Consider the following 14,663-nt stretch of genomic DNA (forward strand, 5'->3'; position numbering starts at 1 on the left):
CCCGGAAGGCCCCTCTCGCGTCGGGTCGGCCCGACGCCGGGCGTCAGGAGTCGAGCTCGCGGGCGACGGCCCGCATCACCTCGGAGATCCGCTGGGCGGTCTTGCGCTCGGGATGGCGGCCCTTGCGCAGCTCCGGCTGCACGGTGGCCTCGAGCAGCTTGATCATGTCCTCGACCATGCCGTGCAGCTCGTCGGGCGTGTGCCGCTTCTGGGGGGCCGCCTCACGCCGCCCGCCCTGGCGCACCGACGGCAGCGGATCGAGCAGTTTCAGGCTGAGCGCCTGCGGTCCGCGACGGCCCGCGGCCATGCCGAACTCCACCCGCTGACCCGGCTTGAGGCCCTCGACCCCGGCCGGGAGCGCGGAGGCACGCACATAGACGTCCTCGCCCTCCTCCTGGGACAGGAAGCCGAAGCCCTTCTCCATGTCGTACCACTTCACCTTGCCGGTAGGCACTGCGTTCACCCGCTCCTCGACAGCCGTGCCCCGGTGGGCACGAGTGGATATGCAAAACAACGCGCCCCGCTTCGAGTGCGGGACGCGCAGACATGCGTCAGTGTACCCGCGGCGGAGTCCACCTTCGAAAGTCCGGCGGCGGCGCGGGCGGGTGGGGAAGCACTACGGTGGAACCCGTGGGCACCTCCAGTTCTTCCGCACCGGGCAACGGCCTGCTCAAGGCCGCGCTGGCATGTTTCCTGGTCGGGATCGTCGCCGTGGTGGCGATCTTCCTGACCCCCGCCGTCACCGACGGCCGGCCGGGCCTGGTGCTGTATCTGCTGACTCTCGCCTGGCCGCTCGGCTTCGTGCTGGCATTGACCTTCGCGCTGCGCTCCGGCCGGCGCTCCCGCGGAAGGGATCACACGTGAGGATTCTGCTCAACATCATCTGGCTGGTCTTCGGCGGCCTGTGGCTGGCGCTGGGGTACTTCCTGGCAGGCCTGATCTGCTTCGTGCTGATCATCACCATCCCGTTCGGCATCGCCTCGTTCCGCATCGGCATGTACGCGCTGTGGCCGTTCGGCAAGACGGTGGTGGACAAGCCCACGGCGGGGGCCGGGTCGCTGATCGGCAACGTGATCTGGGTCGTCGTCGCCGGCATCTGGCTGGCCCTCGGTCACGTCGTGACGGCGATCGCGATGGCGATCACGATCATCGGCATCCCCCTGGCGCTCGCGAACCTGAAGATGGTGCCGATCTCGCTGCTGCCGCTCGGGAAGGACATCGTCCCGGTGGACAACCGCCCGAGTTACATGTGACGTTCCTCACATAACACGGGCATAACGGCGAGGTCGCGAACCGGCACCGGCGATGGACTTTGGTCCCTACCTGCGACTTCATCCCGCCACACGCGCCACTCACGCGCCGCCCTCGCTGCGCTCGGCGTTATCAATTGGTGACAATCCCCGCCTCGAGCCGTTACCGTCGTCTCCGGCCGGTTGGTTCGGCCACCCCGGGTCCGTCGCGCCAAATCCTGCTCCGCGGATTCCGGGTGTCCCGACGAACGATCCACGGGAGCAGGAAGCGGGGGACCCAACGGTCTCCCAGGGAACACCGATTCCCAGGAGGCACCCGGATCGCCGCCCACGGCGACGGTCCTTGGGGTGAAGCCGAATCGCCCACCGGCGAGGAGGCCGGGCTACCTCTTCAGCCCGAACCCGACAGCTGACCTCGTAGGCGCGTACGGAGAGGAACCGGAACCGACATGAGCGGACGCCATCGCAAACCCACCAACACCGGCCGCACCGTCGCCAAGTTCGCGCTGACCAGCGCGGTTCTCGGCGTCACGGGCGTCGCCTTCAGCGGCACCGCCAACGCCGCTCCCGACTCCGACTGGGACCGCCTCGCGCAGTGCGAGTCCGGCGGCAACTGGGGCATCAACACCGGCAACGGCTACCAGGGTGGCCTGCAGTTCTCCCCCAGCACGTGGAACGCCTACGGCGGCGGCGAGTACGCGGCGACCGCCAACCAGGCCACCCGCGAGCAGCAGATCACCGTCGCCGAGCGCGTGCTCGCCGGCCAGGGCTGGGGCGCGTGGCCGTCCTGCTCCTCGAGCCTCGGCCTGAGCAGCGCTCCGACGCAGCGCAGCGCCCCGTCCACGAGCGCCGGCACCGTCCAGAACACCCCGGTCGTCGAGGCCGCCCCCGAGGTGCCCGAGCTTCCCGCTCTGCCCGCGGAGGCCCAGGGCCTGCGGGCCGGCTTCGAACAGGGCCTCGACGCCCTGCGCCAGGCCGGCATCGCCGTCGACCAGAACCTCGTCGACGCGGTCAACGCCGCCCTGCCGAACTGATACCCGGCACAGACGCACGAAAGAGCCCCGCACCGTTCCGGTGCGGGGCTCTTTCGTGCTTCGATCAGCGGTTGATGACGGTGCGGGGGTGGGTGTACGGCAGGGAGTCGACCGGCAACGGGAACTCCATCTCCTCGCCGTACGGGGACAACGGGCCGGAACGAGTCGAGGACAACTCGGTGACGGCGTGGTCCCCGTCCGCCACCTTGGGCCACCCCGGATCGACATACTGCTTCTTCGAATTGTCAGCCATGCGCTCATTTTGGCAGGCAGGTTCACGGACAGCTACTTCAGGTCTCTAATCTGGTCTCGATGACCGCCACCGACCCCGCCGCGCCGGAGACCGGGCCGGAGTCGCTCGCGCGCTGGCTGAGCGACCGCCGCGACGCCGACCTCGCCGAGCTGCTGCGCGCGCGCCCCGACCTGGTGGTCCCGCCACCCGCGACGATGGCCGTCCTGGCCGGCCGCGCGCAGCAACGTGCCTCGGTGTTCCGCGCCGCCGACGAACTCACCGTCCTCGACTTCGGTGTGGTCGACGCGCTGACCCGGCTGGGCGCCGACCGGGAGCCGGTGACCCGCCGGGCGCTGCTCGACTCCGTGTCCGGCCGCGTCACCGCCAAGAACGTCGACCGGTCCCTCGACCGCCTGCGCCGCCTGTCGCTCGTGTGGGGTCCCGCCGACGGGCTGCGGCTGGTCAAGGCCGCGGCCGAGGCGGTGCCGTGGCGAATCGGCCGCAGTCCCGACCCCGAGCAGCTGCCGGGCCCGGCCGAGGTCGGCGCCCTGCTCGCCGACCTCGATCCGGCGCAGCGCAGCCTGCTCGACACCCTCGCGCGCACCTCGCCCGTCGGGCGTACCCGCGACGCCGCGGCGGGCACACCCGCCGACCGGCCCGTGCAGCGCCTGCTCACCGCCGGGCTGCTGATCCGGCTCGACGACGAGACCGTCGAGCTGCCGCACCGGGTCGGTCAGGCGCTGCGCGGCGAGGCCCCCTTCGACCCCGCCGCCCTCACCCCGCCCCGGCCGCTGCCCGCGACGCACGTCGTCGCCGAGGTCAACGCCACCGCTGCGGGCGCCGCCCTCGAACTGCTGCGGCACTGCGAGAACCTGATCGACGCGCTCGCCGCGCTGCCCGCCCCCGCGCTCAAGTCCGGGGGACTCGGAGTGCGCGAACTGCGCCGCCTCGCCAAGACCGTCGACGTCGACGAGCAACTCGCCGCGCTGCTCGTCGAGGTGCTCGCCGCGGCCGGCCTGATCTCGCGGGGTGTGCCCCAGCCGCCGCCCCCGACGGACATCGACGACTACTGGGCGCCGACCACCGCCGCCGACGGCTGGTCGAACGCGCCGCCCGCGCAGCGCTGGGCCGTGCTCGCGGGCGCGTGGCTCGACGCGCCGCGACGTCCGTGGCTCGTCGGGCGCCGCGACGCGACGGACAAGCCGATCGCCGCACTGTCCGACGAGTGCCAGTCCACCGCCGCACCGCGCGAGCGGCGCCTGCTGCTCGAGCTGCTCGCCGAGGTGCCCGGGTCGGCGCCCGGCGCGGATGCGGCGCGAGCCGTGCTGGCCTGGCGGCGGCCGCGGTGGGCGGCCCGGCTCGGCGCCGACACGGTGGCCGAGACGCTGCGGGAGGCGACGGCGCTGGCCGTCGTCGCGCACGGGGCTCTCGCCTCGCCCGGCAAGGCGCTGCTGCACGGCGGCGACCCCGAGGCGGAGATGGCCGCGGTCCTGCCGGAACCGGTCGACTACGTGCTGGTCCAGGCCGACCTGACGGTGGTGGCGCCCGGCCCCCTGGTGCCCGAACTCGCGGACCGCATCGCCCTCGTCGCCGACGTCGAGTCGGCGGGCGCGGCCACGGTGTACCGGGTGAGCGAGCCCGGCGTGCGCCGCGCTCTGGACGCGGGCACCGGCGCCGCCGAGCTGCACGCCCTGTTCGCCACGCATTCGCGCACTCCCGTCCCCCAGGCGTTGACCTACCTGATCGACGACGTCGCCCGCCGCCACGGCCGGCTCCGCGCCGGGATCGCCGCCTCGTTCGTCCGCTCCGACGACCCGGCGCTGCTGGCCGAGGTGCTCGGTCACCCCGTCGCCGGCCACCTCGCCCTGCGGGCCGTCGCGCCGACGGTCGCGGTGTCGCAGGCGCCGCTGGCGGAGGTGCTCGCCGAGCTGCGCGGTGCGGGCTTCGCGCCCGCGGGCGAGGACGCCACCGGCGCGGTGCTGGACCTGCGGCCACGAGGCGCCCGGGTGTCGGTGCCGCGGGCACGGCCCCGCTACATCGGACCGACGCCGCCCACCGGGGAGCAACTCGACACCCTGATCCGCACGCTGCGCGCCGGGGACCGGGCCGCGGCCGCCCCGCGCGGCACCACCGTCCGCGGCGACGGCACCCGCACGGGCGGTGCCGCGACGATGGCGCTGCTGCAACTCGCCGCGCACGGCAAGCGCAGCGTCCGGATCGGCTACGTCGACGCGCAGGGCGTCGCCACTCACCGCATCGTCGATCCCGTCGCCGTCGGCGGGGGGCAGCTCGAGGCGTTCGACCCCGCCGCGGGCACGGTCCGCAGCTTCGTGCTGCACCGCATCACCACGGTCGCGCTCGTGGAGTGACGGCGGCCGGTGGCGGGCCTGCCGCCGCACCTGGAGAATGGGGAGGTTCTGCCTGTTCCCGTGCTAGGAGGCGTCCGTGGCCGACGGACCGTTGATCGTCCAGTCCGACAAGACCCTGCTCCTCGAGGTCGACCACGCCCTCGCGAACGAGGCCCGGCAGGCCATCGCGCCGTTCGCCGAGCTCGAACGCGCCCCCGAGCACGTGCACACCTACCGGGTCACCCCGCTGGCGTTGTGGAACGCCCGCGCCGCGGGACACGACGCCGAGCAGGTCGTCGACGCCCTGGTCACCCACTCCCGGTTCGCGGTCCCGCAGCCGCTGCTCGTCGACATCGTCGACACCATGGCCCGCTACGGCCGGCTGCAGCTGGTGAAGAACCCCGCGCACGGCCTGACCCTGGTCAGCCTCGACCGGGCGGTGCTCGAGGAGGTGATGCGCAACAAGAAGATCGCGCCGATGCTCGGCGCCCGGCTCGACGACGACACCGTGATCGTGCATCCGAGCGAGCGCGGCCGGCTCAAGCAGATGTTGCTCAAGGTCGGCTGGCCGGCCGAGGACCTCGCCGGCTACGTCGACGGTGAGGCACACGCGATCAACCTCGACTTCGAGACCAACCCCTGGCACCTGCGGGACTACCAGGAGATGGCCGCGGACTCGTTCTGGGCCGGCGGCTCCGGCGTGGTGGTGCTGCCGTGCGGGGCGGGGAAGACGATGGTGGGTGCGGCCGCGATGGCCAAGGCGGGCGCCACCACCCTGATCCTGGTGACCAACACCGTCGCGGGCCGGCAGTGGAAGCGCGAGCTGATCGCCCGCACGTCGCTCACCGAGGACGAGATCGGCGAGTACTCCGGGGAGAAGAAGGAGATCCGCCCGGTCACCATCGCCACCTACCAGGTCATCACCCGCAAGTCGAAGGGCGAGTACCGCAACCTCGAGCTGTTCGACTCCCGCGACTGGGGGCTGATGATCTACGACGAGGTGCATCTGCTGCCCGCCCCGGTGTTCCGGATGACAGCCGACCTGCAGTCCCGGCGCCGGCTCGGCCTCACCGCGACCCTCGTGCGCGAGGACGGCCGCGAGGGCGACGTATTCTCGCTCATCGGCCCCAAGCGCTACGACGCACCGTGGAAGGACATCGAGGCGCAGGGCTGGATCGCGCCCGCGGAGTGCGTCGAGGTGCGGGTGACCCTGACCGACGCGGAACGGATGACGTACGCGGTGGCCGAGCCCGAGGAGCGGTACAAGCTGTGCTCGACCGCGCACACGAAGATCGCGGTGGTGAAGTCGATCCTGGACCGGCACCGCGACTCCCCCACCCTGATCATCGGGGCGTACCTCGATCAGCTCGACGAGCTCGGCGAGGCGCTGGACGCCCCGGTGATCAAGGGCTCGACCCGGAACAAGGAGCGCGAGGAGCTGTTCGACCGCTTCCGCGCCGGTGAGCTGAAGGTGCTCGTCGTGTCGAAGGTCGCGAACTTCTCGATCGACCTGCCCGAGGCGTCGGTGGCGGTGCAGGTGTCGGGCACGTTCGGCTCGCGCCAGGAGGAGGCGCAGCGCCTCGGCCGGTTGCTGCGCCCCAAGCACGACGGCGGGCAGGCGCACTTCTACTCGGTCGTCGCGCGCGACACCCTCGACGCCGAGTACGCCGCGCACCGGCAGCGGTTCCTCGCCGAGCAGGGTTACGCGTACCGGATCACCGACGCGGACGATCTGCTCGGCCCCACCATCGGCTGACCGCCGGCCGGTTCAGCCGGGCGGGAGGCGGTACTCCTGTTCCGGTCGTCCCGTGCTGCCGTACCGGAGCTGCATCCGCAGCTGCCCCTTGGTGACGAGCGCGGCGAGATAACGCTGAGCGGTCGCGCGGGACACCCCGATCGTGGCCGCCACCTCCCCCGCCGACATGGGCGTATTCGAGGACGAGAGAGCTTGCAGGACAAGTTCTTTGGTCACCGATCGGGGCGCCCTGTCGCCGGCGCCCGACGGCGCCGGGCGCAGCGCGGCGAGCGCCGAGTCGATCTCGGCCTGGGTGAGTTCGGCGCCGGCGACGAGACGCCGGTACTGCGCGTACGCCGACAACCGCCGCGCGAGTTCGGTGTTGGGAAACGGCTTGACCAGATACCCCGAGGCGCCGGCGGCCAGCGCGGCCCGCACCGTCGTGCCCTCGGCGGCTGCGCCGAGTACGAATGCGTCGCAGTCGAGTTCACGGATCAGGTCGATGCCGGAGCCGTCGGGCAGGTACACGTCCACGAGCGCGAGGTCGACCGGGGCCTCGCGGACCGCGTCGCGCGCGGCCGCGACGGTACCGGCGACCGCCGCCACGCGGAACCCGGCCACCGCGGCGACCACGCTCGCGTGCAGTTCCGCGACGCGGAAGTCGTCGTCGACGACGAGCACCGTCAGATCGGATCCGCCCACGCGGTGTCTCCTTCGTCGAGTACGTCGATCAGCGTGGCGACGAACACCGCGCCCCCGGTGGGATTGTCCGGGGTGCGCCGCCCGCCGGGATCGGCGAGGATCACGTCGCCGCCGTGCTGCCGGGCCACCTGCCGCGCCAGCGCCAGGCCCATTCCGCGACCGCCCGGGACGGCACCGTCGGCGTGGGTGGTGACACCCTCCCCGAAGACCTCCCCGGCGCGGCCGGCGGCGATGCCGGCACCGGTGTCCGCGACGGCCAGGTGCAGGTCGCGGCCGGCCTCGACGAGTTCGACCTCCACCTCGGCGGGGTCGTGCCCGTGCTCGCGGGCCGCCTCGATCGCGTTGTCGAGCAGGTTGCCCAGCACGGTCGTGACGTCCACGGGGCAGCGGACGGTGCCGCGCACCCAGGTGTTCTCGCCGAGGACCAGCGTCACCCCGCTCTCCCGCGCGTGGGCGGCCTTGGCGGTGAGGAAGGCGTGCAGGTACGGGTCGGCGACGGCGTCGAGCCCGTCGAGGGGCCGGCCGGTGGGCCCGGATCCGAGGAGCTGCTCGAGGTACTCGGTGGCCTGAGCGCTGCGGCCTTGCTGCAGCAGGCCGTAGAGCAGGTGCAGGCGGTTCGCGGTCTCGTGCCGCTGGGCCCGCAGGGCGGTGGTCAGCGACTGCACGGCGTCGAGTTCGCGGGTGAGCTTCTCGACGTCGGTGCGGTCGCGCACCGACATCACGGTGCCCAGGTCGCGGCCGTCGCGCAGGACCCGGCGCGCGACGGCCAGCACGATCCGGTCGCCCGCGGCGGCGGCCACCGGCTCGTCGCGGGGGCGGCGCGCGACGTCGAGCAGGCGCGGGGTGAGCCCGACGTCCTCGAGCCGGTCCCCCACTCCGCCGCGCAGGTCGAGCAGCCGCCGGGCCTCGGCGTTGACGACGGTGACCACCCCCTCGGTGTCGGCGCCGATCACCCCTTCCCCGATGCCGTGCAGCACGACCTCCTGCTCCCGGACCAGCTCGGCGAGCTGCTCGGGCTCGAGGCCGAGGGTCAGCCGCTTCCACCGGCGGGCCAGCAGCGCCGATCCCGCGGCGCCGCACGCCAGGGCGCCGGCCGCGACGAGCGCCGCCTGCGCGACGTCCTCGCGCAGCTCCGACCGGACGCGGTCGGTGGCGATGCCGACGCTGACCTCGCCGACGACCCGCTCCGAGCCGGGGGCGACGACGGGCACCTTGGCCCGGACGGAGTCGCCGAGGGTGCCGCGCTCGCTGCGCACCACCTCCCGTCCGGCCAGGGCCTCGTCCGGGTCGGTGCTGACCCGCAGACCGAGCAGCCGCGCGTCGGGGTGAGCCAGCCGCAGTCCCTGCTCGTCGGTGACCACCACGAACAACGCGCCGGTGGCCGCGCGCACCGCCTCGGCGGCCTGCTGGACCGTGCCGGTCGCGAGCTCCGGGTTGCCGGGTGCGACGACTCCGTCGTCGGCGGCCGCGAGCCGGGCCACCTCGGCCCGGACCGTGGCATCGGCTGCGACGGTCCGGGCGACGGCGAGGGCGCGTTGTCCGTATTCGTCGGTGACGCGGTCCTCGGTGGTGGTGACGAACGCCGCGAACCCGAGGCCGAGCGCCACCGCCACCACGGCGGACTGCAACAGCAGCACCTGGGTGCGCAGCCTCACGACGCCTCCGGCAGTTCGGGGTCCGACACGTTGATCCGTTTCTCGCGACGGTACGTCGGTGCGGAGCTCAGCCGAGCGGGATCTGGCCCAGGAGGATGCCGACGGCCAACATGGTGAGCGACACGAGCGTCGCACGCCACAGCACCTTGCGGTGGTGGTCGGCGAGCTGGACGCCGGCGAGGGTGACGAGCAGCAGGATCGCGGGCACCAGCGGGCTCTGCATGTGCACGGGCTGGCCGGTGATCGAGGCGCGGGCCATCTCGACCGGTTCGATCCCGTACTGGGCGGCCGTCTCGGCCAGGACCGGCAGCACGCCGAAGTAGAACGCGTCGTTGGTCATGAAGAAGGTGAACGGGATGCTGAGCACGCCCGTGATCACCGCCAGGTAGGGGCCGAGCGCGTCCGGGATCGCGCCGGTCAGCCACTGCGCCATCTCCTCGACCATGCCGGTGCCCTGGAACACACCGGTCAGGACGGCGGCCGCGAACACCATGGCCACGACCGACACGATGCTCGACGAGTGCCGGACGATCGCCTCGGACTGCTCCGACACGCGCGGGAAGTTCACGGCCAGCGCCAGGCCTGCGGCGATCATGAACAGGACGGGGATGGGCAGGATGTCGAGCCCGAGGACGACGAGCAGGGCGACGGTGAGCAGCGCGTTGAACGGCAGCAGCCTCGGTCGCAGGGTCGCGCGGGTCGGGTCGAGACCTGCGACGAAACCGCCGGTCTCGTCGTCGCCGGGCGCGTCCGGGCCGGATCCGCTGCCGGCGCCACGCGAACCCGAACGACCCGCTCCCGTGGAGCCGCCGCGGCCGGCGCCGGCCAGGACCGGCTCAGCGGTCCACACCAGCTTGCCGAGGCGCCGGCGCTCCATGACACCGAGGTGCAGCGCGAACCCGAGCACGACGACCAGGCCGACGAGCAGCGACGGGATCATCGGGACGAACACATCCGACGGGGACAGGCCGAGCGCGCTGGCGGCGCGGACCGTCGGGCCGCCCCACGGGATGATGTTCATCGTCGCGTTCGACAGGCCCGCGACAACCGTCAGCACCACCGGGCTCACCCGCAGCTTCAGGTACAGCGGCAGCATCGCGGACGTGGTGATGATGAAGGTGGTCGAGCCGTCGCCGTCGAGGGAGACGACCATCGCCAGCACTGCCGTCCCCACGACGAGCCGCGCCGGGTCGTCCCGGACGAGCCGCAGGACGAGCCGCACCAGGGGGTCGAACAGCCCCACGTCGATCATGATCCCGAAGAAGATGATCGCGAAGAACAGCAGCGCGGCCGTCGGGGCGAGGTCGGTGACCCCGTCGACGATCATGTCGCCGAGATCGGCGCCCGCACCGGCGAACAGGCCGAAGGCGACCGGAACGAGGATCAGCCCGACGACGGGAGTGGCCCTCTTGGACAGGATCAGATACATGAAGACGGCGACCATGAGGAAGCCGAGGAAGACAAGCACGATCTGCTCGCTTTCGTCGGTGGACGGTGCGGAGGAGGTTCGAGAATCCGGGTCGTCGCCCGGTGTGATCTCTGCTACACGGAAGTGTGGGGCAGGCCACTGCGGGTGGTCACCGTTGCGTGCGATAGCGCCGTTGTGCGCATTCTGCTCGAGTGCATTCGCCCCGGTCGGCGGGTTTACCGGGACCGCATGAGGGGTACGCCTTCCGCATGGGCGCACGGGGCGACAAGGGTGGCCGGACCGCATCCGGCAGCCCCGGCCGAACGGCTACCAAGGCCGCGGACCGGGGCAGCTCGACCAGGACGACCGAGCGGCCGCGTCGTGCGGCCCCGTCGTCCGGGACGGCGAAAAGGCCGACGGCGTCGGCCACCGCCGGCCGGGAACGAGCGCCCCGCAGACGCTCGTCCGCCACGAAACCGACCGCCGCGAAGTCGGCCGCCACGAAGTCGGCCGCCACGGAATCGACCACGGCGGCACCGCGGCGGACGGCGTCGAAGCCGCGCACCGAACGGGCAACGGCCCCCCGTCGATCGGCGCCGGAGACACCCCGCCGATCGACGTCGGATGCCCCCCGGCGCCGCCCGGGGCAGGAGGCCGCCACGAAATCGACCACCACGGCGGCACCGCGGCGGACGGCGTCGAAGCCGCGCACCGAACGGGCAACGGCCCCCCGCCGATCGACGTCGGAGACCCCCCGCCGCCCGGGGCAGGAAGCCGCCACGCGCCCGGCCCGTCCGCGGACGCGGACCGCCGCCGCGGGGGAGGCACGGCAGCGGCCCCGCGAGCAGTCCCGCACCTCCACGACATCCCGGCCCTCGTCGGCATCCCGGCCCTCGTCGCCGGAGCGCACGCCCCGCCGGCCGGCCTCGACCTCGCAACGCCCCGGACCCACTGGTCGCGGCGAGCCTCTTCCGAGCCGCAAGCCCGGACCCTTCGCGGCCCTCGTCGAGTGGCTGAAGATCCGCGTTCGCCGACTTGCGCGCGCGGCGCGGAGGCAAGGAGCCGCGGTGATGCGCAAGATCCCCGGGTGGACGGATCAGCTCACCGACTCCGTCACCGAGGGCCACCCGATCAAAGGTGCCGTCCTGGAGGGGATCCGGGCCTTCCTGACCGGCAAGAACGTCGTGTGGGCAGCGTTCAAGGGCCTGCTGTCCGGACTGAGCATCAAGGCCAAGATCCTCCTTGCTCTCGCCGTCGTCCTGGTGGCGCTGCTGGCTCCGGTCCTGCTCGTGGTCGCCCTGCTGGCCCTGCTCGTCGCCGGGGTGATCGCGGCGGTACGGGCCGCTACGCAGTGATCCGAAGGTCCTCGTGTCGAAGGGGTGGATCCTGCGCCATCGCGCGAGAGGGCTCCACAGCAACGCCCCCCTCACCACCGCTGCGGCCCCCCTACAGGGCTCCACCGCCGACCAGCCGGTCGCATAAGCTGACGGCGTGCGCCGTTTCGACTTCCCCGTGGACCTGCCCCACGCCAAGGCCGTCAATCAGACCGTCGCCGAGGTGCGGCGGCTGCGGGTCTCGGGGATCGTGCTGGCGGTGCTGTTCGCGGCGGCCGCGGTGTGGCTGCTCCTGATCGGCCAGGCGTGGTCCTTCGTCGTCGCGGCGGTGGTGATCGTCGCCGCACTCACCGCTGCGTGGGTTGCGGTATGGGCGCCGCGCAAGGTGGGCACGATCCAGCACCTGTACCGGGACAGTCCCCTGGTGCCGGCCGTGGTCTCCGAGCTCCGGCCGCGCGGGATGACGCTGCTCGCGCTCGTCGACATCGCCAAGCCGGAGACCGGCGTCCACCGCTATGCGCTGGTCGCCCGGGACGTCACGGCCGTACCGGGGCACCGGGTGCAGGTCGGCGAGCGCGTGCCGTGCGTCGCGGTGCTGTCGGACCGCACCACCCGCAACACGAGCGGCGCGTGGCAGATGGTCAGCCCGATGCCGATCGCGTGGGGCACCCGCGACGCCTCGGTGCTGCGGGAGGCCGCGGCCGCCATCGACGAGACCGAGTGGAAGGTGGTCGAAGGCAAGCTGTCCCTCTCGGACGAGGTCGCGGCCAGCGACGAGCGCCGGCTCGTGCTGGACCCGAAGGACCTGCCCCCCGACCTCCGCTGACCATGCGACCCGTCGTCCTCGCCGGAAGCACCGTCGTTCTCACGGTGCCGGGCCCGGACGACGTCGACGCGATCACGGCCGCCTGCCGGGACCGGTCGATCGTCCGGTGGACGACGGTCCCCGACCCCTACACCCGCGCCGACGCGCAACGGTTCGTCGGCGACGTGGTGCCCGCCGGCTGGGAGGGACACAGTCCGGTGTGGGCGGTGCGGACCACCGCCGACGGCCCGCTGCTGGGCACGATCGGGCTGATCGCGCGCGACCCGTCGGCCGCGGAGATCGGGTACTGGATCGCTCCGGCCGCACGCACCCGCGGGCTCGCGACGGCCGCGGTGAACGTGTTGTGCGACTTCGCCTTCCGCGCGGACGGTCTGAAACTGGGCCGTATCGAATGGCGGGCGCTGGCCGCCAATCTCGCGTCGGCGGCGGTGGCGCGGCGCGTCGGCTTCCGCTTCGAGGGGGTGCAACGGCGCGGCGTGCTGCAGCGCGGGGTGCGGCACGACGCGTGGGTCGCGGGTCTGCTGCCCGACGACCCACGCGTGCCGGCCGACGGGTGGCCGATGTGATCGGCACGGCCGCCGGCGACCCCGGTCAGCGCAGTTCGGGCAGGACTTCCCTCTCGAACAACTCGATGCCCGAGGTGTCGTACGCGGCCTCGGGGAAATAGAGGATCGCGTAGGTCATGCCCTGCTTCTTCAGCGCGGTGAAGTTCTCCACGATCTGCTCGGGAGTGCCGACGGCGGGCAGCCCCCGGAACGCGTCGAGCGCGCTGTCGGCCTTCTCCGGCCCGACGTACGGTTCGAGCCGCGCGCGCAGCGCATCGAGGCGCTCCTGCACCTCGGCCTCGGTCCGGCCGATCGCGACGTTGTAGTTCGCCGAGCGGACGATGGCGTCGAAGTCGGTGCCCACGTCGGCGCAGTGCCCGCGCAGGATCTCCGACTTGTGGGCGAAGCCCTCCGGGGTGCCGTCGAAGTTGGTGTACTGCGCGTACTTGGCCGCGATCTTCAGGGTCACCTTCTCCCCGCCGCCGGCGATCCACAGCGGGATGCCGCCGTCCTGCAGCGGCAGGGGGCGCACGACGGCGCCGTCCACCTGGTAGTGCCTGCCGTGCAGGGTCGCGGTGCCGGTGGTCCAGGCCTGCCGGAAGATCTGCACGCCCTCGTCGAGCCGGCGCAGCCGTTCGGCGGCGGGCGGGAAGCCGTATCCGTACGCGCGCCACTCGTGCTCGTACCATCCGCCGCCGATGCCCATCTCGATGCGGCCGCCGGAGATGATGTCCGCGGTCGCGGCGACCTTCGCCAGGTAGGCGGGGTTGCGGTAGCTCATGGCGGTGCACATCTGTCCGATGCGCACGTTCTCGGTGACCGCGGCGAATGCCGACACCAGCGACCAGGCCTCGTGGGTGGCCTCCTCGGTGGGCAGAGGCACGGTGTGGAAGTGGTCGTACACCCAGATCGATTCCCACGGGCCGGCGTCGGCGCGCTGCGCCAGGTCGCGCATCACCCGCCACTGCTCGGCGGGATCGATGCCGACGAGGTCGAGCCGCCAGCCCTGGGGGACGAAGAATCCGAAACGCATGTGGGTCCTAACTCGGTGTCGTGGTGTGTGCTGCCTTCTCGGACGCCGACGCCGGTTGCAGCGTGCGACGCGGCCAAGCCGAGTATCGCGGAATGTACCGGTACATGACGGCGGCACCGAGCATCGCGAGTCCTCCGACGGTCAGTGCGCCGGCCGCCAGCGACAGCGCGGCGACGGCTCCGACCGCGAACGGGCCGGCGAACATACCGCTGTCGTGCATCAGTCGCCAGGCCGCGAGAAACTCCGCACGCGTCCGCGGCGGGGCGGTGTCGGCCCCGAGCGTCATGATGACGCCGTTGCCCAGGCCGTTGCCGATTCCGAGGAGCACGGCCACCGCCACGAGGGAGATGAGATCGTCCGCGATCGGGAGCGCCAGAAACGCCACACCGATCACGAGCAGCGACGGCACCGCCACGACGCGGCGGCCGAAGCGGTCCATCATCTGTCCCGCCGGATACGAACAGAGCAGGTCGACGCCACGATCAACCCGGCCACGGACACCGGGGCCCCGAGGTCGCGCGCGAGAAGCGCAACCACCGGGGCCCCGGCACCCTGCCCGAT

General features: G+C 72.6%; 15 protein-coding genes and 1 riboswitch. Of the genes, 8 read left to right on the top strand and 7 right to left on the bottom strand.

Annotation, left to right across the window (positions count from 1 at the left end; all coding sequences use genetic code 11):
* Window positions 1-43: 43 nt before the first annotated feature.
* Window positions 44-454, bottom strand: a complete 411-nt coding sequence (locus tag A4U64_RS18445) for a cold-shock protein (protein ID WP_029541805.1) — start codon at window positions 452-454, stop codon at window positions 44-46.
* Between the two features lie 167 nt (window positions 455-621).
* Here A4U64_RS18445 and A4U64_RS18450 point away from each other — a divergent pair, with 167 nt between their 5' ends.
* From A4U64_RS18450 to A4U64_RS18460, 3 genes are all read left to right on the top strand, one after another.
* Window positions 622-864, top strand: a complete 243-nt coding sequence (locus A4U64_RS18450; RefSeq protein WP_065922942.1) for a hypothetical protein — start codon at window positions 622-624, stop codon at window positions 862-864.
* A complete protein-coding gene (locus A4U64_RS18455; RefSeq protein ID WP_006936165.1) occupies window positions 861-1,253 on the top strand; it encodes a YccF domain-containing protein in 393 nt (130 codons plus the stop codon). Before A4U64_RS18450 ends, A4U64_RS18455 begins: the two co-directional genes overlap by 4 nt.
* A 211-nt stretch (window positions 1,254-1,464) precedes the next feature.
* A riboswitch (cyclic di-AMP (ydaO/yuaA leader) is annotated at window positions 1,465-1,690 on the top strand.
* A gap of 9 nt (window positions 1,691-1,699) precedes the next feature.
* A complete protein-coding gene (locus tag A4U64_RS18460) occupies window positions 1,700-2,284 on the top strand; it encodes a resuscitation-promoting factor Rpf1 domain-containing protein (protein ID WP_006936171.1) in 585 nt (194 codons plus the stop codon).
* A 64-nt stretch (window positions 2,285-2,348) separates the two neighbouring features.
* Here the strand turns inward: A4U64_RS18460 and A4U64_RS18465 are convergent, their stop codons facing one another.
* Complete coding sequence (locus A4U64_RS18465; protein WP_006936172.1) at window positions 2,349-2,537, bottom strand: hypothetical protein; 189 nt, start codon at window positions 2,535-2,537, stop codon at window positions 2,349-2,351.
* 59 nt (window positions 2,538-2,596) lie between these two features.
* Between A4U64_RS18465 and A4U64_RS18470 the strand changes: the two genes are divergently transcribed.
* On the top strand, window positions 2,597-4,885 hold the full coding sequence (locus A4U64_RS18470; RefSeq protein WP_065922943.1) for a helicase-associated domain-containing protein: 2,289 nt from the start codon (window positions 2,597-2,599) through the stop codon (window positions 4,883-4,885).
* Between the two features lie 76 nt (window positions 4,886-4,961).
* Complete coding sequence (locus A4U64_RS18475) at window positions 4,962-6,620, top strand: DNA repair helicase XPB (RefSeq protein ID WP_006936177.1); 1,659 nt, start codon at window positions 4,962-4,964, stop codon at window positions 6,618-6,620.
* Window positions 6,621-6,632: 12 nt separating this feature from the next.
* Here A4U64_RS18475 and A4U64_RS18480 read toward each other — a convergent pair whose 3' ends face one another.
* The 3 genes from A4U64_RS18480 to A4U64_RS18490 form a co-directional block, all read right to left on the bottom strand.
* Window positions 6,633-7,301 (bottom strand): response regulator, encoded by a 669-nt coding sequence (locus A4U64_RS18480; protein ID WP_006936178.1) that lies wholly within the window; start codon window positions 7,299-7,301, stop codon window positions 6,633-6,635.
* Complete coding sequence (locus tag A4U64_RS18485; protein ID WP_006936181.1) at window positions 7,283-8,956, bottom strand: sensor histidine kinase; 1,674 nt, start codon at window positions 8,954-8,956, stop codon at window positions 7,283-7,285. Before A4U64_RS18485 ends, A4U64_RS18480 begins: the two co-directional genes overlap by 19 nt.
* A gap of 67 nt (window positions 8,957-9,023) precedes the next feature.
* A complete protein-coding gene (locus tag A4U64_RS18490) occupies window positions 9,024-10,424 on the bottom strand; it encodes a CitMHS family transporter (protein ID WP_065922944.1) in 1,401 nt (466 codons plus the stop codon).
* A 1,010-nt stretch (window positions 10,425-11,434) separates the two neighbouring features.
* Between A4U64_RS18490 and A4U64_RS18495 the strand changes: the two genes are divergently transcribed.
* The 3 genes from A4U64_RS18495 (at window position 11,435) to A4U64_RS18505 (ending at window position 13,090) form a co-directional block, all read left to right on the top strand.
* The gene (locus tag A4U64_RS18495; RefSeq protein WP_232334102.1) at window positions 11,435-11,719 is read left to right on the top strand and encodes a hypothetical protein; all 285 of its coding nucleotides are present in this window, start codon (window positions 11,435-11,437) and stop codon (window positions 11,717-11,719) included.
* A 136-nt stretch (window positions 11,720-11,855) separates the two neighbouring features.
* Window positions 11,856-12,524 carry a DUF3239 domain-containing protein gene (locus tag A4U64_RS18500; protein ID WP_006931132.1) on the top strand — a complete coding sequence of 223 codons (669 nt, stop codon included), beginning with the start codon at window positions 11,856-11,858 and terminating at the stop codon, window positions 12,522-12,524.
* A 2-nt stretch (window positions 12,525-12,526) separates the two neighbouring features.
* Window positions 12,527-13,090 carry a GNAT family N-acetyltransferase gene (locus tag A4U64_RS18505; protein WP_006931131.1) on the top strand — a complete coding sequence of 188 codons (564 nt, stop codon included), beginning with the start codon at window positions 12,527-12,529 and terminating at the stop codon, window positions 13,088-13,090.
* 25 nt (window positions 13,091-13,115) lie between these two features.
* Here the strand turns inward: A4U64_RS18505 and A4U64_RS18510 are convergent, their stop codons facing one another.
* The gene (locus A4U64_RS18510; protein WP_006931130.1) at window positions 13,116-14,102 is read right to left on the bottom strand and encodes an LLM class F420-dependent oxidoreductase; all 987 of its coding nucleotides are present in this window, start codon (window positions 14,100-14,102) and stop codon (window positions 13,116-13,118) included.
* 7 nt (window positions 14,103-14,109) lie between these two features.
* Entirely contained in the window at window positions 14,110-14,544 is a 435-nt protein-coding gene (locus tag A4U64_RS18515) for an MFS transporter (RefSeq protein ID WP_072634507.1), read from the bottom strand.
* Between the last annotated feature and the right edge of the window lie 119 nt (window positions 14,545-14,663).

It is taken from the genome of Rhodococcus sp. WB1 (assembly GCF_001700945.1).
Lineage (GTDB): Bacteria > Actinomycetota > Actinomycetes > Mycobacteriales > Mycobacteriaceae > Rhodococcus > Rhodococcus aetherivorans.

Bases quoted from the DNA above. Each gene is read 5' to 3' on its own strand.
- A4U64_RS18460 (WP_006936171.1), top strand. From the start codon at position 1,700: ATGAGCGGACGCCATCGCAAACCCACCAACACCGGCCGCACCGTCGCC.
- A4U64_RS18465 (WP_006936172.1), bottom strand. From the start codon at position 2,537: ATGGCTGACAATTCGAAGAAGCAGTATGTCGATCCGGGGTGGCCCAAG.
- A4U64_RS18470 (WP_065922943.1), top strand. From the start codon at position 2,597: ATGACCGCCACCGACCCCGCCGCGCCGGAGACCGGGCCGGAGTCGCTC.
- A4U64_RS18495 (WP_232334102.1), top strand. From the start codon at position 11,435: ATGCGCAAGATCCCCGGGTGGACGGATCAGCTCACCGACTCCGTCACC.
- A4U64_RS18505 (WP_006931131.1), top strand. From the start codon at position 12,527: ATGCGACCCGTCGTCCTCGCCGGAAGCACCGTCGTTCTCACGGTGCCG.
- A4U64_RS18510 (WP_006931130.1), bottom strand. From the start codon at position 14,102: ATGCGTTTCGGATTCTTCGTCCCCCAGGGCTGGCGGCTCGACCTCGTC.
- A4U64_RS18515 (WP_072634507.1), bottom strand. From the start codon at position 14,544: ATGATGGACCGCTTCGGCCGCCGCGTCGTGGCGGTGCCGTCGCTGCTC.